Origin of the sequence: Nocardia sp. GCM10030253 (genome assembly GCF_042675075.1) — a bacterium.
Lineage (GTDB): Bacteria > Actinomycetota > Actinomycetes > Mycobacteriales > Mycobacteriaceae > Nocardia.
In genome coordinates this window covers 84,960-105,822 of record NZ_JBHTDL010000003.1, presented here as the reverse complement: position 1 = coordinate 105,822, position 20,863 = coordinate 84,960, and the positions used below count along the sequence as shown (strand labels likewise).

The window sequence follows — 20,863 nt, the reverse complement described above, 5'->3', positions numbered from 1 at the left end:
TGTGAAACGCGGGTGGCTTCGAGCCGCGCTCGACGGTAGAAATGGACGTCAGGGGCGAGTGCGTCAAATGCCTGCGGGGCCGCGTCATGGGTTCCGCGCTACATCCGCGGTGCCGTGTCTTTGGCTCCGCAACACATTCGTGGGGTGCCTCGAGAGGCTCCGCGCCTATGAAAGATCTCGTTCGCTACGCGCGGACGAGAAATGGAATGGACGAGAAACCTATGCATGTCGCTTTGCACACCAGGTCGTTGCCATCTACACACCGGGGAGCGCAGCTAGCCCGGCGGATCCGGCAGGGCGTCCTGTTGTCCGCGGCGATCGCGATGGCTGGTGCCGCGCTGGTCGCGCCCGCTCAAGCCGCACCACTGCCCGGCGGTTCCGGCTCGTCCTCCACCGCCGCCACCGATCCGACGACGAAGCCGAACTTCGCGCCGCCGTCGATCAACATCGCCGACGGCGAGACGGTCGGCGTCGCGCAGCCGATCATCATCAACTTCAAGGACCCGATCACCGATCACGCCACCGCGGAGAAGGCCATCAAGGTCACCTCGTCGAACCCGGCGCCCGGCCACTTCAACTGGTTCAGCGACAAGCAGGTGCGGTGGCGGCCGAACGACTTCTGGCCCGCCAACACCGACGTGACCGTGCAGGCAGGCGAAACCCGCAGCGCCTTCCGCATCGGTGACGCGCTGGTCAGCGTCGCCGATGACACCACGCACACCATCACGATCACCCTCAACGGCGAGGTCGTGCAGGAGATGCCGACGTCGATGGGCAAGACCAAGTACGAGACCCCGAACGGCACGTACTACGTCGGCGAGCAGCTGCGCAAGATGACGATGGATTCGTCCACCTACGGTGTCCCGATCACCGACCCCGAGGGCTACAAGCTGGAGGTGGAGTACGCGACGCGGATCTCCAACAGCGGCATCTTCGTACACGCCGCCCCGTGGTCGGTTGCGCAGCAGGGCGTTTCGAACGCCAGCCACGGCTGCCTGAACGTGAGCACCGAGAACGCCAAGTGGTTCCTCGAGAACACCAAGAAGGGCGACCCGGTCATCGTGCAGAACACCAAGGGCGGAACGCTGAACGCCCGCGACGGCTTCGGCGACTGGAACGCCTGACCCATCGCCACACGTTGTCGTAGCTGAGGCCTGCCCGTTCGCGGGCGGGCCTCAGCCGAACAAAACGATCTAATAACCCGAAGTTGACGACCGGAATGTCCGGTCTTTGCTTCACTTGGTCGGTGTTTGGAAAGTTCAGCGGGTCGGCGGGTGATGTTAACCGGCCGTTTGCTCATTTCCGTAGAGTGCGCGCTGTGCGAACCAGCCCCGAGCGAGTACTTCCGCAACCCCGAGGTCGCGGCCTACGGGGTCGGCCGTGGCAGGACTACGCACTCTTCGTGGTGCTGCTGGTACCGAATCTCGCGCTGCTGACGCTTTTCGTCTATCGACCACTGCTGGACAACATCCGGCTGTCGTTCACCGACTGGAACATCTCCGACCCCTTCGTGACCTACATCGGGTTGGAGAACTACCGCGAGTGGTGGGGCCGGTCGGATTCCTGGCAGATCGTCACCAACACGGTGGTTTTCACCCTCGCCGCCGTCATCGGCAGCATGGTGCTCGGCCTGGCGCTCGCACTGCTGCTCGACCGTAAGCTCTTCGGCCGCAACGTGGTCCGCTCGGCCATCTTCGCGCCGTTCGTCATCTCCGGTGCCGCCATCGGTGTTGCGTTCCAGTTCATCTTCGATCCCAGCTTCGGCCTGGTCCAGGATGTGTTGCACCGCATCGGCGTCGACAAGGTGCCCGACTTCTACCAGGACCCGCACTGGGCGATGTTCATGGTGACGGTGACCTACATCTGGAAGAACCTCGGCTACACCTTCGTCATCTATCTGGCCGCGCTGCAAGGCACTCGGGCCGATCTGATGGAGGCGGCCGAGATGGACGGCGCAAGCCGGTGGACCACCTTCACCAAAGTGCTACTGCCACAGCTGCGCCCGACCACGTTCTTCCTGTCCATCACGGTGCTGCTGAACTCACTGCAGGTCTTCGACATCATCAACGTGATGACCCGGGGCGGACCGCTCGGCACCGGGACCACGACGATGGTCTACCAGGTCTACGAGGAATCCTTCCGAAACTTCCGTGCCGGTTACGGCGCGACCGTGGCCACCATCATGTTCCTGGTGTTGCTGACCATCACGCTGATCCAGGTGCGGATCATGGATCGAGGCGAGCAGTGAAACACGTTGGCCCGACCACATCTTCGTACCAGAAGCGGCAGTTGCTCGTGAAGCTGCTCGGCTACGCCGCCATGCTGTGCGTGCTGATCATCGTCGGCGTGCCGCTGTTCTGGATCATCATCACCTCGTTCAAGGCGCGCCCGGACATCTACACCCAGCCCGCGGTGTACTGGCCGCACAGCTGGCATCCGGAGAACTACGAGGAAGCCACCACCGCGCTGCCGTTCTGGACGTTCCTGCGCAATTCGCTGATCGTCACCGGCGTCATCGCCGCGGTGAAGTTCGTGCTCGGCATCTTCAGCGCCTACGGCCTGGTGTTCCTGCGCTTCCCCGGCAAGAACGTGGTGTTCCTCGTCATCATCGCCGCGCTGATGGTGCCCAACCAGATCACCGTGATCTCCAACTACGCATTGATCGCACAGCTGGGTTGGCGAAATACGTTCCAGGGCATCATTGTTCCGCTCTGCGGCGTTGCCTTCGGCACCTTCCTGATGCGCAACCACTTTCTCTCACTGCCCTCGGAGGTGATCGAGGCGGCCAGGATGGACGGCGCCAACTGGTGGCGACTGCTCACCAGGGTGGTATTGCCGATGTCCGGGCCGACCATGGTCGCCTTCGCCGTTGTCACGCTGGTCAACGAGTGGAACGAATACCTCTGGCCGTTCTTGATGGCCGACGACACCACGGTCGCCACCTTGCCGGTCGGCCTCACCCTGCTGCAGAACACCGAGAATCCGAGCGTCACCAACTGGGGACCGGTGATGGCGGGCACGCTGCTCACCATGCTGCCGATCCTGCTGGTGTTCCTGCTGCTTCAGCGCCACATGATCAAAGGCCTCACCTCTGGTGCGGTCAAGGGTTAACCGATACAGGAGAAACCACGTGTCCACATCACAATTCCCCGCGTTGTCGCGGCGCGGATTCATCGGTCTGGCCGGCGCGGTCGCCGCGGGCGCGGCACTCACCGCATGTGCGGGCAGCGGCGGTGGCGGCAAGCAGTCCGGCGACGCCAACACCATTACCTTCTGGTCGAACCACCCCGGCACCTCGAAGGAACTCGAGACCGAGCTGATCAACCGCTTCCAGGCCAAGTACCCGGACCTGAAGGTCAACCTGGTCGACGCGGGCAAGAACTACGAGGAGGTGTCGCAGAAGTTCAACGCGGCGCTCTCCGGCGGTGACCTGCCGGATGTCGTTGTGCTGTCGGATGTGTGGTGGTTCAACTACGCCCTCAACGGCACCATCGAGCCGCTGGACGGGCACTTCGGCGACGCCGGTGTGCAACTCGACGACTACGTCGATTCGCTGGCCGCCGACTATGTGTTCAACGGCAAGCACTACGCATTGCCCTACGCCCGCTCTACTCCGCTGTTCTATTACAACAAGGACGTGTGGGCGAAGGCAGGCCTGCCGGACCGGGGTCCGCAGAGCTGGCAGGAATTCGACGAGTGGGGCCCACGAATCCAGGCTGTGGTCGGCGATGGCAAGCTCGCGCACGGCTGGGGTGACGCGAAGAACTACCTGGCCTGGACCTTCCAGGGCCCGAACTGGACCTTCGGTGGCGCCTACTCCGATCAGTGGACGCTGAAGTTCACCGACCCCAAAACCATTGCGGCGGGTCAGTTCCTGCGCGATATGATCCACACCAAGAAGTACGCGGGTATCAAGCCGCAGATCGCCGTCGACTTCGGCACCGGCGTGATCGCCTCCACCATCGCCTCCACGGGCGACCTGAAGGGCATCAAGAAGAACGCCGAGGGCAAGCTCGAATTCGGCACCGCGTTCCTGCCGCACCCGAACGGACCCGGCGTCACCACCGGTGGTGCCGGCCTTGCCATTCCGGCACGGATTCCCGATCAGCGAAAGGTGAACGCGCTCAGGTTCATCGAGTTCATCACCAATGCCGCGAACACGGCGTACTTCTCGCAGGGCACCGGATATATGCCGGTGCGCAAGTCGGCCGTCACCGATCCGAGCGAGGTGGACTTCCTGGCGAAGAATCCGAACGCGAAGGTCGCCATCGAGCAGCTGCCGCTGACCAAGTCACAGGACTACGCGCGGGTGTTCGTGCCGGGCGGCGACCAGATCATCGGCACCGGACTGGAGCAGATCGGTTTGCAGAACGCCGACCCGGCAACGGCTTTCGCCAATGTCGCCAGTCAGCTACAGGCCATTATCGACCGGCAGATCACACCGAAGCTGCCCAAGTAATTCGGCACTGCCCATCAGACAAGGAGATCGACAGCATGGCAACAGTGCACTTCGACGGGGTGACGCATCTGTATCCCGGTGCGCCGACGCCTGCTGTCGATAGCCTCGACATCGACATCGCAGACGGGGAATTCATCGTCCTGGTCGGTCCTTCCGGCTGCGGCAAGTCGACCAGCCTGCGCATGCTTGCCGGTCTGGAGTCGGTCGAGGCCGGCCGAATCCTGATCGGCGGCAAGGACGTCACCGGCTTGCCACCGCGAGCCCGCGATGTGGCGATGGTGTTCCAGAGCTACGCGCTCTACCCGAATATGACCGTCGCACAGAATATGGGCTTTGCCCTGCGCAATGTGGGAATGAGTAAGGCCGACACCATGGTTCGGGTCCAGGAAGCGGCCAAGATGCTGGAGCTGGAACCGCTGCTGGACCGCAAGCCCGCGAAACTGTCCGGCGGCCAGCGTCAGCGAGTCGCCATGGGCCGCGCCATCGTCCGTCGCCCGCAGGTGTTCTGCATGGATGAGCCGCTGTCCAACCTGGACGCGAAGCTGCGGGTGAGCACCCGATCTCAGATCGCCGCCCTGCAAAAGCGGCTCGGCACCACCACGGTGTACGTCACCCACGATCAGGTCGAGGCCATGACGATGGGGGACCGGGTCGCGGTGCTGCGTGATGGCAAGCTGCAGCAGATCGCCGCGCCACGCGAGCTCTACGACAACCCGGTGAACACCTTCGTCGCGGGCTTCATCGGCTCGCCCGGCATGAACCTGCTCGACGCGCCGGTGCGCGACAATGCGGCGATCCTCGGTGACCTGCGAATTCCTTTGCCACACAGTGTGCAGACCGACCGTGTTGTCGTCGGCGTGCGCCCGGAATCCTGGGAAGTCACCACCGAACCCGACAGCCTCGCCGTGGCCGCCGAACTACTCGAAGAACTCGGGGCCGAGTCCTTCATCTACAGCCACGGCATCACCGAAGAGTGGAACAGCCGCTCCGGCAAGGTGGTTGCCCGTGTCGACCGCCGCTTCCAGGTCGCCCTGGGCGATCACCTGCGGCTGCGCCCCAAGCTCGACGAAATCTTCTTCTTCGACGGCGCCACCGAGCTGCGCCTGCGCTGAGCCGAGCTGTCCCCGCATCCCGGGCGCGACCCGGGATGCGGGGTAATGCGGTTCGCCGCGCAGTCGCTACCAGATCCGGACGCGCTCGGCCGGTTCCAGGTACAGGCTGTCGCCGGGCTTGACGTCGAAGGCTTCGTGGAAGCTGTCGATATTGCGCACCACGGCATTGCAGCGGAATTCGGGCGGCGAGTGCGGGTCGACGGCGAGGCGGCGGATCGCTTCTTCGGTGCGGGCCTTGGTGCGCCACACCTGGGCCCAGCCGAAGAAGACACGCTGCAGGCCGGTGAGACCGTCGATCTCGGGTGCGCCGCCACCCTCCAGCGAGATCTTGTAGGCCGCGAGCGCAATGGACAGGCCGCCGAGGTCGCCGATGTTCTCGCCGATGGTGAACTCGCCGTTCACGGTGTGCTCGTCCGGCAGTTCCTTGGGTGAGAGCACGTTGTATTGATCGATCAACGCCTTTGTCCGCTTGCCGAATTCGGTGCGGTCGGCGTCGGTCCACCAGTCGATCATGTTGCCGTCGCCGTCGTACTTGGCGCCCTGGTCGTCGAATCCGTGGCCGATCTCGTGGCCGATCACGGCGCCGATACCGCCGTAATTGGCGGCGTCATCGGCGTGCATGTCGAAGAACGGCGGCCGCAGAATGGCTGCGGGGAAGACGATTTCGTTCATGCCCGGGTTGTAGTAGGCGTTCACCGTCTGCGGGGTCATGAACCATTCGTCACGATCGACGGGGCCGCCGAGCTTGTTCATGTCGCGGTCATGGTCGGCGGCGTAGCCGCGCCGGTAGTTGCCGACCAGATCGGCGGGATCGATGACGACCTCGGAGTAGTCGCGCCACTTGTCCGGGTAACCGATCTTCGGCGTGAACTTCTCCAGCTTGGTCAGCGCGGCCGCCCTGGTCTCGGGCCCCATCCAGTCCAGCTCGGTGATATTGCGCCGGTAGGCTTCCCGCAGGTTTGCGACCAGCTCCACCATCCGCGCCTTGGCCTCCGGCGGAAAGTGCTCAGCCACATACAGTTTGCCGACAGCCTCGCCGAGCAGGTCCTGCACCAGCGAAACGCCCCGCTTCCAGCGTTCCCGATTCTCCTGCGCGCCGGTGAGGGTGCGGCCGTAGAAGTCGAAGCTCTCCTCGACCACCGCGTCGGTGAGATACGCCGCGCGCGAGCGGATCACCCGCCACGCGGCCCAGGCCTGCCAGTCTGCCGTCGACTCGGCGGCCCAGGTCTGCGCGAAGGTGCGCACATAGTCCGGCTGGCGCACGATCACTTCCGCGAAGAGCTCGGAGCCGGCCGCGGTGACGCCTTCGGCGAGAGCCGAAGTCCATGCGGTCCAATCGAATTCGGGATATTCGGAAGTCAGCTCGTCGAAGGTGGTCAGGTTGTAGCCGAGTTCGGCGTCCCGACGACGCACCACATCCCAGTGCCCGGCCGCGAGCTTGCGCTCCAGCTCGAACACGCGTTGGCCGACGGTGTCCAGATCGTCCGGCAGCAGACCCGCGAGCTGCGGATCGGCGGCGGCCAGGGCGAACATGCGGCCGATGTGGGCGATGTATTCGGTGCGGATTTCGGCGTATTCGTCCTGCCGGTAGTAGGACTCGTCGGGCAGACCGATCCCGGACTGGGAGGCATGCACCAGATACCGGTTGGAGTCCTTGTCGTCGGTGTCGACGTAGATGCCGAGCGCGCCGCCGACGCCGGTGCGCTGCAGTCGGCCGAGCAGCGCGGCGAACGCACTGCCTCGACGCACGGATTGGTCGGCGACCTCCCTGATCGCCGCGAGCTCGATGGCGATCGGTGCGAGTCCGACGGCCGTCACGGCCTCGGTGTCCATGAAGCTCGAGTACAGGTCACCGATCTTGCGAGCATCGCTGCCCGGCTGGGGTTCCGATGCCGCCGCGTGCTGGATGATCGTCTGCACGTCCAGTTCCGCCTGGTCGTACAGCGTCCGGAAGGCGCCGTCGACCGCACGGTCCGCGGGTATTTGGTGTGTGTCGAGCCAAGCGCCGTTGACGTGCGCGAACAGGTCGTCCTGCACCCGCACGGCAGCGTCGAGGTAGGACAGATCGATACCGGAAGGACTGGTCAGCTCGGAAGTCACGATCTCCAGTATGCCGATCCGCGCGATCGGGTGCCGAGGGGTTGCCCCGGCCGCGGCGCGGCCGGGGGAGTGATCAGGCGGGCAGGATGATGCGGTTGAATTCGCCGTCGCGAACGCCTACGAGGAAGGCGTCCCACTCTTCGGGGGTGTAGGTGAGAGTGGTATCGCCGCGGCGGAGCGTGGTGTGTCCGTCGGCGGTGGTGAGCACGGTCAAATCGCTATGAGTTCGCCCGCGGATGAGGGTGTCGAGGAACGAGGTCCAGTCGTCTGCGGTGACGGTGATGATGGGCTCTTCAGCGGGGCGGTTGGCCGGGTTGCGGCGGTATTTGCTGTCACGGATGAGGACCGCATCACCATCGAACCGGACCTCGACGCATTGATTGCCGTTGTTCGATCGAGTCGATGTGAACCAGTCAGTGAAAACCGACCGGGGGGTAGCGGTGGTGGCCATGGGCAGAATTTTACACTCGGGTATACCGGCTGATCAGGGCTAATGACTCGTCACGGTTCAATGATTGCTCCAACGCCCGCACGTACGCGAAGCTCAGATCGCGCACCTGTTCGGGGTCGTCGACGGCGCCGCCGAATACCGCGCTCTCCGCCCAGCCGAAGGTGGGCAGCTGCTCGCCCGCGAAGTCGATCAGATGGAAACTCGAGCCGCCGAGCACCGCGCCCGCGGTGGCGGCGAACGGGATGACCCGCACCTCGATGCTGTCGAGTTCGTCGATGAGCTCGGCCAGATGCTCGAGCTGACCGTAGAGCACCTTCGGTCCGCCGGTCTGCTGCAGTAAGGTGCCCTCGCCGATCACGGCGGTCAGCTCGATCCGGTTGTCGCCACGCAACCGCTCCTGGCGCCGCATTCGGATGGCAACCAGCTGCTCGACCTGCACCGGCCGGATCATCACGTCGGCGCTGATGAGCGCGCGGGCGTAGTCCTCGGTCTGCAACAGGCCGGGCACGACCAGGCTGTCGTAGCTGCGGATGCTCTGCGCGCCGGACTCCATGCCGTAGAGCCGCTGCAACTCCGGCCCGATCAGCGCGGCGGATTTCGCCCACCAACCACGCTGCTTGCTGGCCTCGAGCAGGGCGAGCAATTCCTCGCGTTCCTCGGCGTCGACCTCGAGCAGTTCCAGCACCGGGCCGATGGTGTTGGTGGTCAATACCCGTCTGCCCTTCTCCACGTGCGACCAATTGGCCGGCGTGAAACCGACGCGCTTGGCAAAGGTGGCCGAATCGAAGCCCCGCTGTTCGCGCAGTTCGCGCAGGCGGAGCACCAGTTCCCAGCGGGCAACGGTCGGCGAGACGGGTGCCATGACAGGCGATGGTACGCCGGTCAACTCACCGGCGTGTGACTATTGTCAAGCATGTTGTGCAGGTCTAGGGTCGATTTCAGCGGCCGCTCCACGATTCATTTCGATCCACTTCATTTCGATCCACACAGCATCGAGGCGAGGTTCGACATGAGCACATCAGGTAGCCACAGGGTGTTCGGACAGACCGACGTCCAGCCGACGGCCGCGCAGGACTTCGCGGCGATCCAGGACGCTATCGCTCGCTGCCGCGGCTACCGCAAGGACAACGGACTCTACGGTGTTGTCGATCCCGCGCTCGGGCGCATCATGCTGGAGGTCGGTGCGGTCGGTGCGGTAGTTATGCCCGCGGTGCTCGGCAAGCCGGTACGTGAACGCCTCGACAGCCGAAGCGGCCCGATCATCGCGCACCCGCGCTCGGGCCGCTGGACCTTCCTGACCGGCCCCACCGACAACTCGTACCTGGACATGGCCCTTTTTGCCGACCTGTTCCGAGTCTGCGCCTCGGTCGCGCTGCCGGGCAGCCACATCGTGCTGCCCTCACCCACGGACGAACACACCGGTTACCGAACCTGGATCGCACCGCCCGAGCACGACTTTCGCCCCGAACTCGCCGAGGTGGTCGCCGCGACCCGGGCCTGTGCGGCGCGCTGACTGTCAGCGGGTCGGTGCGGGCGGGGGCGTGATGGTCACGCTGTACTTGTTCTCCAGCGTCTGATTCCAGTCCCGCGTGCACTGGTCTACCTTGGCTTGATCGTTGCCCGCCTTGTTCACGCAGTCGAAGAAGTCCTTGCCGCCGGAGTTGACGAAGAAGCTCCAGCCGACAATCGACAGCAGAATCGCGGCGGCCAACGAGAGCACGCCGAGGATCAGACCGGTGACGGCCATGCCGGTGCCGCCGGCGGTGCCCGAACGCGCCTTCACGAATGCGATCAGGCCGAAGATGACCGCGAAGGTGCCGAAGAGATAGCCGCCGACGAGGGTCCAACAGGTCAGGATGGCAATGATGCCGAGCACCAGCGCGGTGATCGCCAGGCCCTTGCCCTTGGGCGACTCTTGCCAATAGTTGGGCGGCCCCTGGTACGGACCCGGCGGCGGGTACTGACCTGGTGGTGGATACTGGCCAGGCGGTGGATACTGGCCAGGCGGTGGATATTGCGACATGGACTTCCTCTCAGTCCGGCGGGAGCGTGCGCACACACGGCAGTCCCCTACTGATCGCGCTCCCTACTCAGGGATGTTAATGCCGCTCGCGCGCTATTGAGCGCCGAGGCGCGCATGCATCTCCCAGACCAGCACCTCAGAGGGCCTGCGCGCGATGACACGTTGGCCACCGGACCTGGTCAGGCGCACCGCATCGCCCTCGTAGAGTGGGCCGACGCCTTCCATTTCGACCTCGCCGCGCGCGACGAACACATGCAGGTACGGCGCGTCGGGTAGGTCGATCGTCTGCTCGGTTTCCTCCGGCTCGGCGCCTGCCATTCTGGCCACATGCAGCGCGGAATGGCTGCTCGCGATCGCGATGGCGGTTTTGTCGCGGTAGCGCGACAGCCCGGAGGCCACCGTCACCAGGCCGCCGCCGGCCAGTTCATCGTCGATCTCCAGCTGCTGATAGCCCGGCGCGAGTCCCGGCTCATCCGGCACCACCCACATCTGCACGAAATGCACAGGCTCGTCGTGTTCGGCGCTGTTGCCGTCCAGGCGCCAGGAGTCGTTCTTCTCCGAGTGCAGGATTCCGGTGCCGGCGCTCATTCGCTGCGCGAGGCCTGGATAGATGATGCCACTGTGGCCGAGCGAATCCTGGTGCACCAAGCTGCCGCCGAGCACCCACGTGACTATTTCCATGTCCCGATGCGGATGGGTGTCGAAGCCCTGACCGGGGGAAACAATGTCCTCGTTATTGACGAGCAGCAGGCCGTGGTGGGTGTTGTCGGGATCGTAGTGCTCGCCGAAGGAGAACGAGTGCTTCGAATCCAGCCAGGACACGCGCGTTTTCATACGGTCCCCGCCACGATGGACATCGATGTGTGGTGTCGTGAGTGTGGACATCGTGGTCCTCCTCTCGGGACCGTGCACCGATCACCTTTCAGGGTAGGAGCACTTCAGTCGCGGTACTCCGAATTCCTAGTAAATTGTCCTGCACTCGGCATTTTACGCGAGCGACCAGCGAGTGAACGGCAGGTGAGCAGAACCAACCGGTAGGTCGCCCCTTTGGGTCGACCGGCTCCAGCCCGAACCCGGGAGTCCATTCACCCGGGTGCGGCGTTCATAACATGATGTGCCACAACGGAACCGGAGGTGACGACCAGATGCGATCCGCAGCGCTCGCCGACATCGAACGGCACCTGCGCGAGGAGGCGCGCCGCGACGACATCTCCGATTTTGTCGTCGGCGTCGCCGTGTTCCGCGACCGCAAACTCCTGGTGGTGCGCCGGGTCCCGGACGACTACCGCGGCGGCATGTACGAACTACCCGGCGGCGGTGTCGAATCCGGGGAAACCTTCGCCGAATGCGTGGCGCGGGAGCTGTTCGAGGAGACCGGCCTGCGAGTGCTCAGCATCACCGACTTCCTCGGCGGGTTCGACTACGCCACCAGAACCAAAGCCAGGGTGCGTAAGTACAGCTTCGTAGTGGAGGTGGAGCCGGGCGAGGTGGCACTGGCACCCGGCGAGCACGACGCCTTCGCATGGATCGACGCCGCGGCCCTCGACGACCTGCCGATGGCACCCGACATGCGCGAGACGGTCAGCATGCTCGTCGACATTTCCTGACTTCGATACCAACCCAGTAGCCTCTCGGCGTGTCTACTCGTCGCTCCGATAGCCCGGTACCCGCGGACGAGGGGCACGTATCGCTGCGGAGCGCACTGAGTGCGAGCCCCGGCGTGTTGCGGTTGGCGATGGTGCGTTTCACCGGGCAATTCGGCGACGGCATGTTTCAGGCGGCGCTGTCCGGGGCCATTCTGTTCAACCCCGAGCGGGAAACCGATCCACTCGCGATCGCGGCGGCCTTCGCGGTGCTGCTATTGCCGTACTCGCTGATCGGCCCGTATGCCGGAGCGCTGCTCGACCGCTGGGATCGGCGCGCGGTTTTGCTGGTGGCCAATGTGCTGCGGGCGATCCTGATCGGCGCGGTCACCGTCGGGCTGTTGACTGGTGCTGGCGCGAAACCGTTGCTGCTGCTTGCGCTGGCGGTGGTCGGGATCAGTCGATTCGTGCTGTCGGGTGTGTCCGCGGCGCTGCCACGGGTGCTCGACCAGCACTGGCTGGTGCCCGCGAACTCGGTGCTCGCCACGGTGGCGTCGGCCTGTGCGGGCATCGGAGCCGCCGCATCGGTATCGATCATCGGCCTGATCGGTGCCGGTGATGCCGCCTCGGCACTCGCGGTGGCGCTCAGTGGCATCGGGTCGGTGGTCGGTGCGGTCCTTGCGGCCGGGTTCGGCACCGGAGTGCTCGGCCCGGATCCGGGGTCGAGGACCAACGAAAGCGCGGTGCGGGCGATCGCCACCGGCCTGCGTCATGGGGCGGCGGCGGTGTGGGGGTCGGTGCATGTCACCACCGCGATGCTCGGTATCGGCGCACACCGGATCGTATTCGGCACCAACACCCTGATCATGGTGCTGGTGCTGCGCCAGGCCCCGGTCGACGGCAGCACCATGAACAGCGGGCTGACGCGGTTCGGGCTCGCCATCGGCGCTGCCGCGGCGGGCATGCTGGTCGCGGCGATCGTCGCACCATTGCTGATACCTCGGCTCGGGCGGCCACGGACCGTGATCGCCGGACTGCTGACCGCGACGTTCGTCCAGTTGGCATTCGTCACGCCCACCGCGGTCACCGAGGCCGGGGCGGGCGCACACCGTGCGCAACAATTGCTGCTCGTCGGTGCATTCCTGTTCGGATTGGCGGGGCAGACGATCAAACTGACCGGCGACGCGACCATGCAGATCGATATCGACGACACACGACGCGGTCAAGTATTCGCGCTGCAGGATACGGTTTTCAACATTGCGTTCGTGCTGGCGATCGCGATCACCGCGCTGGTGATCCCCGCCGACGGGCGCTCGCTTGCCGTAGTGCTGGTGGGCGCCGGAATATATTGCGGCGGAATAGCGGCCATCACACTCAATTCACGGCGCAGGCCGATTACCGGCTGAACGACTCGCCGATCCGACCGTCGTCGAAATTCATCTGATCGGTCGCGTGGTCGCCCGTTGAGGCGCGCTGGTCGTGCAACGCGCCGACCTGATCGAGAGGCGCCGGCCGGTCCGACCACGCCGCCGGAAAGTCGAGCGGTGCCCCGGAGTCCGATGGCTCGGCGCCGAGTCCGTGGGCAACAGCGTGTTCCGGCGCCACCCCGAGTTCCGGCACGGGACCGGTGCGCACGATCCAGTCGAGCTGTTCACTGCCCGCATCGGACTCGGCGCCGGTGACCAGATGATCCCAGGTGCCGAGGCCGGAGGGGTCGGTATAGAAATGATCGAGAACGCCGTCGTCGTCCAGATCCAGCGCCGCCACATCGGCGATTCCGGTGCCGTGCGAATCCCACAGCGCGTCATCGGCTAGTCCGTCACCGTCGAAATCCAATTGCAGAGCATCGGCAACGCCCGGGCCTGCCAGCTCCAAATCCGCCGGTGTCGACCAGACATGGACCGTTCCGTCGCCCGTTCCGAATACGTACTCGATCTCGTTCATGTCTTTTTGGACGCGACCGGCCCCCTTTCGGTTCCCCTCGGTGCCACATCGATTCAATTCCTTCACCATCCCGCATTCGGGCACAAAGGTCCGGTACGTTGATCTTTCGGCGACCCGATTCGACAGGGAGGCAACAACACATGGGATTTCTGCCGAACAGGTCGCGAGCGTTCCCACCCGCCTCCGCGACGTGACGACAGAACCACTGTGACATCCCGATTCGGCATCACCTCGCCGTGCGCCCCCGCAATGTTGGGCGTGCTGCTCGCCGGACTGCTCATGGTGCCCGCGCCCGCCGCTCAGGCGGCGCCGCATCCGTGGGCGCCGCCACCGGTGAACAGCTGCGGCGAGACCGGCTTCGACCCATTGAATCGCGAGCCTGACCCGAACGCGCCACCGCCACCGTTGGTGCCGCCACAGATCGATATCCCGGTGCCGGTACCGCAGCTCATGCCCGTCCCGGTGCCCGATCCGCCGCAGGACAACACCAGAATCGATCCCGAACCGCTGCCCGCGGACCCGTGCGACAATCCGTGCCCGGACATTCGCGACTCGCCCGAGCCACCTGAGCCCACCAGCGACACCGATCCCGAACCGTACCCGGGCCCGGCTCCGCAGACCGGCTCGAGTTCGGGTTCGGGCTCCGGCAGCGGCTCCGGGTCGGGCGGGCCGATCACGTTGCCGCGCATCGAGATCAAGCCCGAGATCGAGCCCATTCCGATCCCGGTCCCCGGTGGTGAGGGCGAACCGCCGCAGCCAGCGCCGCCGCTGGTGGTGCACCCGGCCGAACCAGGCCCGCTCGCGGCCGCGGTCGCCCCGCCGCGGGTGGACTCGGTGCGCCTGGTCGGGCAGCTGACCGGGCACGGTTCGGAGAACCGCACCGATATGCGCTGGCAGGTCGACGGCACCGATCTCGGTCTGATGTGGGAGACGAAGCCGGGCGAGGTCGCCGTGCTGTTCGGCGATACCTTCGGCACCGGCTGGGGCGGTGGCGGCGCCGGTGGCGAAGACCAGGATTGGCGCAGCAATGTGCTCGGCTACAGCACCGACCGCGACCTGTCCGACGGCCTGACCATCGACACGATGGTGCAGGACAGCCGCTGCCACGCCGTCGAACTGCTCGGCAGCCGCAAAATCAAGAACTGGGAGACGACCACCATCCCGACCTCCGGGTTCGCGATCGGAAATCGCCAGTACATGAGCTACATGTCGGTGAACAGGTGGAGCCGGATCCCCGGACTGTGGTCGACCAACTACGGCGGCCTCGCCTTTTCCGATGACAACGGGCGCACCTGGACCAAGGATCAGCATGCCAAGTGGGACAACCTCTTCGGCATCGACCGCTTCCAAGTGGCGGCCATGGTGCCGCACGGTGACTACGTCTACATGTTCGGTACCCCCAACGGCCGCGTCGGCGTGATCGGGCTGGCCAGGGTGCCGAGCGCCGAGTTGCTGAACAAGTCGGCCTACCAGTACTGGGTCGGCGGGACATGGGCGCCGGCCGCCGAAAACCTGGCCACCCCACTGGTTCTCGGCATGGCCAGCGAATTGTCTGTGCGCTTCGACCAGGCATCGCAGCAATGGCAGATGGTCTACCTGGATTCGGCCAGAGGCGCCATCGTGATGCGCACGGCGGCGGCGCCCCAGGGCGCCTGGACCGATGCGGTGTCGTTGGTCTCGACCTCCGATTACCCGAAGTCCTACGGCGGCTTCATCCACCCGTGGTCGACCGACACGGATCTCTACTTCACCATTTCGGCGTGGGACAGCTACAACGTGTATCTCATGCATGCCCAACTGAGTCCGCCGCACTGACATCGGCAGACTCGTGCCCGACCAATGGTTTCACCGTCCGCGGTCGGAGCCGGGATTCAGCGGGCGCGACGGAACCGCAGCGCCTGTCCGGGACGAGCCTGAGCGACGGCGTCGATGTCGGCATCCACGATCACCGCGACCACCGGATAGCCACCGGTGATCGGATGGTCGGCGAGGAATACCACCGGTTGACCGCTCGGTGGCACCTGAATCGATCCGAGCACCATGCCCTCGGTGGGTAATTCGCGCGAGACGCCGCGTCGCAGCGGGGGACCGGCGCGGCGATCGAGTCGAGCGCCGATCCGGTCGGTATCGGTCGAAACGACCCACTCGCCGTCGAAAAGTGCTCCGGCATCGACAAACCAGTCGTCGCGCGGGCCGAGCAGGGCTCGTATCGTCAGAATTTCGGTGGATAGGTCGGCTACCGGAGCGAACTCGACATTCGGCAGTGTGTGCGGCGCGGGTCCGATCGGCAGCCGATCACCGGAACGCAGCGGCGGCGGTCCGATCCCGGACAGCGTGTCGCGGCTACGTGAACCGAGCACCGGAGGCACCTCAATCCCGCCCCGCACCGCGACATAACTACGCAGACCGGTGCTCGCCAGCCCGAGCCGAAATGTTTGCCCGGCAGCGAGTTCCAGCACGCTCGCGTGGCCGACGGGAGTGCCCTCGACTGTCGCGGGAGCGGGCGCACCGGTCACCGCTACGGTGCAGTGTCTGTCGGCCCGCAACGCCAATCCACCGAGCAGTACTTCGATTCCGGCGTACTCCTCGGGATTTCCGACCAATCGATTGGCCAGTCGCAACGATGCCCGGTCGGCCGCACCGGCCGGCCCGACACCGGAATCGAACCATCCCGGCCGCCCCAAGTCCTGGATGGTGGCCAAGGGTCCTACCTGCTCGACAACAATCATCGGCCGGCTCACCGGCGCTTGCCCGCGTTCACGAATCGGACCGCTGCTCCCGCACGAATAATCGCAGGCGGCTCTCGGTCGACATCCCACATCTCCAGGTCGGTGCTGCCGATGAGCTGCCAGCCGCCCGGGGTGCTGCGCGGGTAGACGGCGGTGTATCCACCGGCCAGTGCGACCGCACCGGCGGGGATCGCGGTGCGCGACTCGTCCCGCCGCGGAACCGTCAACCGCCCGTCCGGCGACTCGAGATAACCGAAACCAGGGGCGAATCCGACGAACGCACAGCGCCACACCGTTCCGGTGTGCGCGGCGATGACCTCGGCGGTGCTCAGGTCGAGCAACCGCGCGACCTCGTCGAGGTCGGCGCCGTCGTACCGGACCGGGATCAGCACCGCGTCGTCCTGGACTCCGGCATCCGGCAGTGTTCCACGGGAAACAACGCGCGAATCCCGCTCGCGCCCAGGTCGATACGTCGACGCTATCAATGTGCGCAGTTTCCTGCGGACCGGCTCCGCGTCCGGTACCGAAAGCAGGGTCACCAGAATTGTTTCCGCCGCGGGCAGTACATCTTGGATGCCGGGAATCGGGCGGCGCCGCAGTACCGCTACGAGTTCTGCCACAGCGGCATGCCCGATCGGGGTGATCAGCAGGGCGCGGTCGCCCGCGGCACGGATCAACCGATCCGGGTCCAGATCCACCGCACCGGAAGAGGCGTCGCTCCGAGGGGAATTCATCACGGCACCAGCCTCAGCAGAATGGGCCCACCAGCACGCCGACGTCGTCCAAGGCAGCTCGGATACGTACGGTCATCTCCACCGCCGCAGGCGAATCGCCGTGCACACAGATACTCGCCGCGGAAACCGGCACCTGACCGGATCCGTCCACCGTCCGCGCGGTTCCCGACAAGGCAATCGATACCGCCTGGGCGACAGCCTCGTTCGGTTGCAGCACCGCGCCGGGCACGCCGCGCGCGGCGAGGGCGCCAGTAGGCGTGTACGCGCGATCGGCGAATCCCTCACCGACAAAACGTATCTCGGCCTCCTCGGCGGCGCGCTCGAGATGAGTCCCAGCGGGTCCGAGCAGCGCCAGCTCGGGATCATATTCCGCCATCGCGGCCAGCACCGCGTCGGCAAGTCTGCGCTCCTTCGATGCCGAGTGATAGAGCGCGCCATGCGGTTTCACGTAGCGGACCCGGTCACCCGCGGCCCGCGCGAAGGCATCGAGGCTGCCGATTTGATAGAGCACCTCATCGCGCAACTCGGCCGGTTCCATCGCGATCGCGCGCCGCCCGAATCCGGCGAGATCGCGATACCCGACGTGCGCGCCGATCCGGACGCCCTTCTCGACGGCAAGCGCACAGGTCCGGCGCATGATCGACGGATCACCGGCATGGAAGCCGCAGGCGATGTTGGCGCTGGTGACGATATCCAGCATCGCCGGGTCATCGCCCATCGTCCACGCGCCGAATCCCTCGCCGAGATCGCTGTTCAGATCGAGCGACATGTGCCTCCTTCCGGTATCCGTGCCGGTCCGACCACCTAAGACCCGCATCACACTTCAGCGTGCCACGTTCGGGCGGCGGGGCTGTGTCCCACGAGGATGACCGATGCCGGGAATGTGGTGGCTATCGGGGCGAACGGCGTGGCCGGACCCGCTCGCATGGGCGTGTTCCCCGAGGCCAAGTACCCTCGGTGCAATCATGGCCACGTACTTCGATCCGACGTCATGGTCACCATTGCGGGCCGTCGATCTCGGCAAGCGCCTGTTCGACCAGTCCTTGCTCGAGCAATGGATCTCCTTCACCACCGCCTGGGTGGATCCGGTGGCCGACCTGAGCGCGGGCGCGGTCACGGCGCTGATGCCGGATGTGCTGATGACCGTGCTCAGCGAGGGCATTCTCAGCCGGTTCGGCGGCCAAGAGGTCAGCGCCACATTGCTCGGACACGACCTGCACGCCACCCTGCAGGTGCTGAAGGTCCGTCGCCGAGGCGCGCACTTCCAGACCAAGACGGTGTTGTCCAGGATGCGCTGGGACGATCACCCGATCGAATCCGTGACCGTGATCGCGCACGGTGTTCGCCTGATTCCGGGTGTGCCGACGAAGGTACGGACCCAACAGCTCGACCTCGATGGCACCGTCACCACCGCGGCATTGGTCGGGTGGCTGAATACCCGACCGCTCGACTGGGAATTGCAGGTCGACGAAAGCGGGCTGATCAAGGCAAAGCACCGGCGCAGGCTGATCACCGCGCTGGTGGACGCCGAGGTGCGCGACAACCTGCTCACCGTGGAAATCCGCAGGGCGAACTGGCTCGGCATCCGGATACCGCGGAAGATGTTGACCGCGCCCGAGGTGCTGCTCGACGGCCTGCCGAACGCGGCGCGCATCGTGCACGCACGCCGCGAGGGCGACCTGATCCGGTTCCGGGTCGAGCTGCCCGCGATAGTTGGATCGTTCGACCTGGCGCAGATCCGCTCGGCGATCGTCACCGGCACCACGCTGATCGTCTTCTGACCCGGCGAATCAGACCTGCGTCTTCCACCATTCCAGCAGCGCGGCCTCGGCTTCGTCGCGAGTGAGCGGTCCTCGGTCCAGACGCAGTTCTTTCAAGTAGCGCCATGCCTTGCCGACATCCGGCCCCGCGGACAGACCGAGCAATTCCATGATGGCGTTGCCGTCCAGATCCGGGCGGACCCGTTCCAGATCCTCCTGCTCCTGCAGCTTCGCGATCCGCGATTCCAGCTCGTCGTAGGTGGCGCGCAACGCAGCGGCCCTGCGCTTGTTGCGGGTGGTGCAGTCGGCGCGGACCAACTTGTGCAGCCGGGGCAGCAGATCGCCCGCGTCGGTGACATACCGGCGCACCGCCGAATCCGTCCACTGGCCCTTGCCGTAACCGTGGAAACGCAAGTGCAGGAACACCAGCCGGGCCACGTCCTCGGTGAACTGCTTGGGGTACTTCAGCGCCCGCATCCGCTTGCGTACCATTTTCGCGCCGACAACCTCGTGGTGGTGGAAGCTGACGCCGCCGCCCGGCTCGTTGCGCTTGGTGTCCGGCTTACCGATGTCGTGCAGCAGCGCAGCCCAGCGCAGCACCAGATCGGGATCGCCATCTTCCTGATCGATGGCCTGCTCCAGCACGGTCAGCGAATGCCAATACACATCCTTGTGCTGATGATGCTCGTCGATCTCCAGCTTCATCTCCGGCACCTCCGGCAGCACCCGCTGGGCCAATCCGGTCTCGCACATGACGTTGATGCCATCGATCGGATGCGCGGCGCCGATCAGCTTGTCCAGTTCGGTGCGGACGCGCTCGGCGGTGATCCGGTCGAGCTCGGGTGCCATCGCGGTGATCGCGGTCCGCACCCGCGGATGCAGCTCGAAGCCGAGCTGCGCGACGAAGCGGGCGGCGCGCAGCATGCGCAACGGGTCGTCGCTGAACGAATCCTCGGGCGCCGCAGGGGTATCCAGCATGCCTTCGAGCAGTGCGTCCATCCCACCGAGGGGATCGACGAACTCCATCGACCCGTCGGCCCCGATCCGCACGGCCATCGCGTTGACAGTGAAGTCCCTGCGCACCAGGTCGCCCTCGAGCGAGTCGCCGAAGGTCACCTCCGGATTGCGGGAGACCCGATCATAGGAATCACTGCGGAAGGTCGTGATCTCGAGCTGCTGGTCGGCCTTGGACCCACTCACCGTCCCGAACGCGAGACCACCGGTATCCCACAGGTGATCGGCCCAGCCACGCAGCATCTCCTGCACCTGCTCCGGCCGCGCATCGGTGGTGAAATCCAGGTCGGTCCCCAACCGTCCGAGCACCGCGTCCCGCACACTGCCCCCCACCAGGTACAGCTCATGCCCGCGCGCCGCGAACAACTCGCCGAGGGGCGTCAGCACATCGGACAACCTCCCGAGCGTGACCGCGGCCGCAGCCAGCAATCGGGTACGTCGATCCTGCGCTGCTGCATCCTCAGACTGGGGCGAAACCACGAATCAGCAGCTTACCGAGCCCCCGCAACCGATATTCCAGCGCAACCCACGCAGCACCCCCCGGATATATAAGGCCTCCCGCATAGCAACACCAGACCCTGGCGATTACTGCCAACCAAGGCCGAACCGCCTGCCACCGACGCGCCGACCACGGAGCGAGTCCTTACGAGCGACATTCACGACCGGCGCGCGAGACGAAAGACGTTCACGACCGGCGCGCGAGACGGACCCGCATTCAACAAAGTCGCGAGCGTCGCGACTGACGCACCCCCTCGCCACGACATCGCCTTCCGAGCGAAGCGAGATCGAGCACTAGAGTTCGCGGCCCGGCTCGCTTCCGAGTGGCCGAAGCGCATGCGCCGAAGGCGCGAGTCTCGGCCGCTCGGAAGCGAGCCCAAGGGGGCCGCGAACACGCAGCGCCGCCAGGCGCTGCCGAACAAGCACAGCGAACACGCAGTGCCGCAGGCACTGCAA

At 65.6% G+C, this 20,863-nt stretch carries 20 protein-coding genes; 10 read left to right on the top strand and 10 right to left on the bottom strand.

The features are described from left to right. Positions 1 to 221: 221 nt before the first annotated feature. From ACFQZZ_RS02910 to ACFQZZ_RS02890, 5 genes are all read left to right on the top strand, one after another. Positions 222 to 1,124, top strand: coding sequence for an Ig-like domain-containing protein (locus tag ACFQZZ_RS02910; RefSeq protein WP_378674042.1), 903 nt, complete (start codon positions 222 to 224; stop codon positions 1,122 to 1,124). Positions 1,125 to 1,318: 194 nt separating this feature from the next. Then, positions 1,319 to 2,248, top strand: a complete 930-nt coding sequence (locus tag ACFQZZ_RS02905; RefSeq protein ID WP_378673458.1) for a carbohydrate ABC transporter permease — start codon at positions 1,319 to 1,321, stop codon at positions 2,246 to 2,248. A gap of 71 nt (positions 2,249 to 2,319) precedes the next feature. Further along, positions 2,320 to 3,111 carry a carbohydrate ABC transporter permease gene (locus tag ACFQZZ_RS02900; RefSeq protein WP_378674039.1) on the top strand — a complete coding sequence of 264 codons (792 nt, stop codon included), beginning with the start codon at positions 2,320 to 2,322 and terminating at the stop codon, positions 3,109 to 3,111. Positions 3,112 to 3,130: 19 nt separating this feature from the next. Beyond that, the gene (locus ACFQZZ_RS02895; RefSeq protein WP_378673456.1) at positions 3,131 to 4,459 is read left to right on the top strand and encodes an ABC transporter substrate-binding protein; all 1,329 of its coding nucleotides are present in this window, start codon (positions 3,131 to 3,133) and stop codon (positions 4,457 to 4,459) included. A gap of 35 nt (positions 4,460 to 4,494) precedes the next feature. Beyond that, complete coding sequence (locus tag ACFQZZ_RS02890; protein ID WP_378673453.1) at positions 4,495 to 5,571, top strand: ABC transporter ATP-binding protein; 1,077 nt, start codon at positions 4,495 to 4,497, stop codon at positions 5,569 to 5,571. A gap of 66 nt (positions 5,572 to 5,637) precedes the next feature. Here the strand turns inward: ACFQZZ_RS02890 and ACFQZZ_RS02885 are convergent, their stop codons facing one another. The 3 genes from ACFQZZ_RS02885 to ACFQZZ_RS02875 form a co-directional block, all read right to left on the bottom strand. Further along, positions 5,638 to 7,671, bottom strand: coding sequence for a M13 family metallopeptidase (locus tag ACFQZZ_RS02885; RefSeq protein ID WP_378673450.1), 2,034 nt, complete (start codon positions 7,669 to 7,671; stop codon positions 5,638 to 5,640). A gap of 73 nt (positions 7,672 to 7,744) precedes the next feature. Further along, entirely contained in the window at positions 7,745 to 8,122 is a 378-nt protein-coding gene (locus ACFQZZ_RS02880) for a DUF397 domain-containing protein (RefSeq protein ID WP_378673447.1), read from the bottom strand. 10 nt (positions 8,123 to 8,132) lie between these two features. Next, positions 8,133 to 8,984 (bottom strand): Scr1 family TA system antitoxin-like transcriptional regulator, encoded by an 852-nt coding sequence (locus ACFQZZ_RS02875; protein WP_378673444.1) that lies wholly within the window; start codon positions 8,982 to 8,984, stop codon positions 8,133 to 8,135. 147 nt (positions 8,985 to 9,131) lie between these two features. Between ACFQZZ_RS02875 and ACFQZZ_RS02870 the strand changes: the two genes are divergently transcribed. Further along, entirely contained in the window at positions 9,132 to 9,635 is a 504-nt protein-coding gene (locus ACFQZZ_RS02870; RefSeq protein WP_378673442.1) for a hypothetical protein, read from the top strand. 3 nt (positions 9,636 to 9,638) lie between these two features. Here ACFQZZ_RS02870 and ACFQZZ_RS02865 read toward each other — a convergent pair whose 3' ends face one another. Both ACFQZZ_RS02865 and ACFQZZ_RS02860 read right to left on the bottom strand, forming a co-directional pair. Beyond that, positions 9,639 to 10,145 carry a DUF4190 domain-containing protein gene (locus tag ACFQZZ_RS02865; protein WP_378673439.1) on the bottom strand — a complete coding sequence of 169 codons (507 nt, stop codon included), beginning with the start codon at positions 10,143 to 10,145 and terminating at the stop codon, positions 9,639 to 9,641. Positions 10,146 to 10,238: 93 nt separating this feature from the next. Then, positions 10,239 to 11,030 carry a pirin family protein gene (locus tag ACFQZZ_RS02860; protein WP_378673436.1) on the bottom strand — a complete coding sequence of 264 codons (792 nt, stop codon included), beginning with the start codon at positions 11,028 to 11,030 and terminating at the stop codon, positions 10,239 to 10,241. A gap of 260 nt (positions 11,031 to 11,290) precedes the next feature. Between ACFQZZ_RS02860 and ACFQZZ_RS02855 the strand changes: the two genes are divergently transcribed. Together ACFQZZ_RS02855 and ACFQZZ_RS02850 are read left to right on the top strand one after the other, a co-directional pair. Next, positions 11,291 to 11,752, top strand: a complete 462-nt coding sequence (locus tag ACFQZZ_RS02855) for an NUDIX hydrolase (protein WP_378673433.1) — start codon at positions 11,291 to 11,293, stop codon at positions 11,750 to 11,752. A 29-nt stretch (positions 11,753 to 11,781) separates the two neighbouring features. Then, positions 11,782 to 13,134: an MFS transporter gene (locus ACFQZZ_RS02850; protein ID WP_378673430.1), complete on the top strand. Its 1,353-nt coding sequence runs from the start codon at positions 11,782 to 11,784 to the stop codon at positions 13,132 to 13,134. Here ACFQZZ_RS02850 and ACFQZZ_RS02845 read toward each other — a convergent pair. Further along, positions 13,124 to 13,672: a hypothetical protein gene (locus ACFQZZ_RS02845; protein ID WP_378673428.1), complete on the bottom strand. Its 549-nt coding sequence runs from the start codon at positions 13,670 to 13,672 to the stop codon at positions 13,124 to 13,126. The genes ACFQZZ_RS02850 and ACFQZZ_RS02845 overlap by 11 nt on opposite strands. A 249-nt stretch (positions 13,673 to 13,921) precedes the next feature. Between ACFQZZ_RS02845 and ACFQZZ_RS02840 the strand changes: the two genes are divergently transcribed. Further along, on the top strand, positions 13,922 to 15,487 hold the full coding sequence (locus ACFQZZ_RS02840) for a DUF4185 domain-containing protein (protein WP_378674036.1): 1,566 nt from the start codon (positions 13,922 to 13,924) through the stop codon (positions 15,485 to 15,487). 56 nt (positions 15,488 to 15,543) lie between these two features. Here ACFQZZ_RS02840 and ACFQZZ_RS02835 read toward each other — a convergent pair whose 3' ends face one another. From ACFQZZ_RS02835 to ACFQZZ_RS02825, 3 genes are read right to left on the bottom strand one after another with little or no spacing between them, the layout of a single operon-like run. Next, positions 15,544 to 16,401: a biotin-dependent carboxyltransferase family protein gene (locus tag ACFQZZ_RS02835; protein WP_378673426.1), complete on the bottom strand. Its 858-nt coding sequence runs from the start codon at positions 16,399 to 16,401 to the stop codon at positions 15,544 to 15,546. An 8-nt stretch (positions 16,402 to 16,409) separates the two neighbouring features. After that, positions 16,410 to 17,135, bottom strand: a complete 726-nt coding sequence (locus ACFQZZ_RS02830; RefSeq protein ID WP_378673423.1) for an allophanate hydrolase subunit 1 — start codon at positions 17,133 to 17,135, stop codon at positions 16,410 to 16,412. Between the two features lie 13 nt (positions 17,136 to 17,148). Next, positions 17,149 to 17,904, bottom strand: a complete 756-nt coding sequence (locus tag ACFQZZ_RS02825) for a LamB/YcsF family protein (protein WP_378673420.1) — start codon at positions 17,902 to 17,904, stop codon at positions 17,149 to 17,151. 196 nt (positions 17,905 to 18,100) lie between these two features. On the opposite strand from ACFQZZ_RS02825, the gene ACFQZZ_RS02820 reads away from it, so the two are divergent. Then, positions 18,101 to 18,916 carry a hypothetical protein gene (locus ACFQZZ_RS02820; protein ID WP_378673418.1) on the top strand — a complete coding sequence of 272 codons (816 nt, stop codon included), beginning with the start codon at positions 18,101 to 18,103 and terminating at the stop codon, positions 18,914 to 18,916. A 9-nt stretch (positions 18,917 to 18,925) separates the two neighbouring features. On the opposite strand, the gene ACFQZZ_RS02815 is transcribed toward ACFQZZ_RS02820, so the two are convergent. Then, complete coding sequence (locus tag ACFQZZ_RS02815; protein WP_378674033.1) at positions 18,926 to 20,338, bottom strand: CCA tRNA nucleotidyltransferase; 1,413 nt, start codon at positions 20,336 to 20,338, stop codon at positions 18,926 to 18,928. Between the last annotated feature and the right edge of the window lie 525 nt (positions 20,339 to 20,863).

Excerpts from the sequence above, each read along its gene's own strand:
- ACFQZZ_RS02880 (WP_378673447.1), bottom strand. The coding sequence starts at position 8,122 with ATGGCCACCACCGCTACCCCCCGGTCGGTTTTCACTGACTGGTTCACA.
- ACFQZZ_RS02820 (WP_378673418.1), top strand. The coding sequence starts at position 18,101 with ATGGCCACGTACTTCGATCCGACGTCATGGTCACCATTGCGGGCCGTC.
- ACFQZZ_RS02910 (WP_378674042.1), top strand. The coding sequence starts at position 222 with ATGCATGTCGCTTTGCACACCAGGTCGTTGCCATCTACACACCGGGGA.
- ACFQZZ_RS02900 (WP_378674039.1), top strand. The coding sequence starts at position 2,320 with ATGCTGTGCGTGCTGATCATCGTCGGCGTGCCGCTGTTCTGGATCATC.
- ACFQZZ_RS02825 (WP_378673420.1), bottom strand. The coding sequence starts at position 17,904 with ATGTCGCTCGATCTGAACAGCGATCTCGGCGAGGGATTCGGCGCGTGG.
- ACFQZZ_RS02835 (WP_378673426.1), bottom strand. The coding sequence starts at position 16,401 with ATGATTGTTGTCGAGCAGGTAGGACCCTTGGCCACCATCCAGGACTTG.
- ACFQZZ_RS02875 (WP_378673444.1), bottom strand. The coding sequence starts at position 8,984 with ATGGCACCCGTCTCGCCGACCGTTGCCCGCTGGGAACTGGTGCTCCGC.
- ACFQZZ_RS02865 (WP_378673439.1), bottom strand. The coding sequence starts at position 10,145 with ATGTCGCAATATCCACCGCCTGGCCAGTATCCACCGCCTGGCCAGTAT.
- ACFQZZ_RS02840 (WP_378674036.1), top strand. The coding sequence starts at position 13,922 with ATGTTGGGCGTGCTGCTCGCCGGACTGCTCATGGTGCCCGCGCCCGCC.
- ACFQZZ_RS02845 (WP_378673428.1), bottom strand. The coding sequence starts at position 13,672 with ATGAACGAGATCGAGTACGTATTCGGAACGGGCGACGGAACGGTCCAT.
- ACFQZZ_RS02830 (WP_378673423.1), bottom strand. The coding sequence starts at position 17,135 with ATGAATTCCCCTCGGAGCGACGCCTCTTCCGGTGCGGTGGATCTGGAC.
- ACFQZZ_RS02890 (WP_378673453.1), top strand. The coding sequence starts at position 4,495 with ATGGCAACAGTGCACTTCGACGGGGTGACGCATCTGTATCCCGGTGCG.
- ACFQZZ_RS02855 (WP_378673433.1), top strand. The coding sequence starts at position 11,291 with ATGCGATCCGCAGCGCTCGCCGACATCGAACGGCACCTGCGCGAGGAG.
- ACFQZZ_RS02870 (WP_378673442.1), top strand. The coding sequence starts at position 9,132 with ATGAGCACATCAGGTAGCCACAGGGTGTTCGGACAGACCGACGTCCAG.
- ACFQZZ_RS02860 (WP_378673436.1), bottom strand. The coding sequence starts at position 11,030 with ATGTCCACACTCACGACACCACACATCGATGTCCATCGTGGCGGGGAC.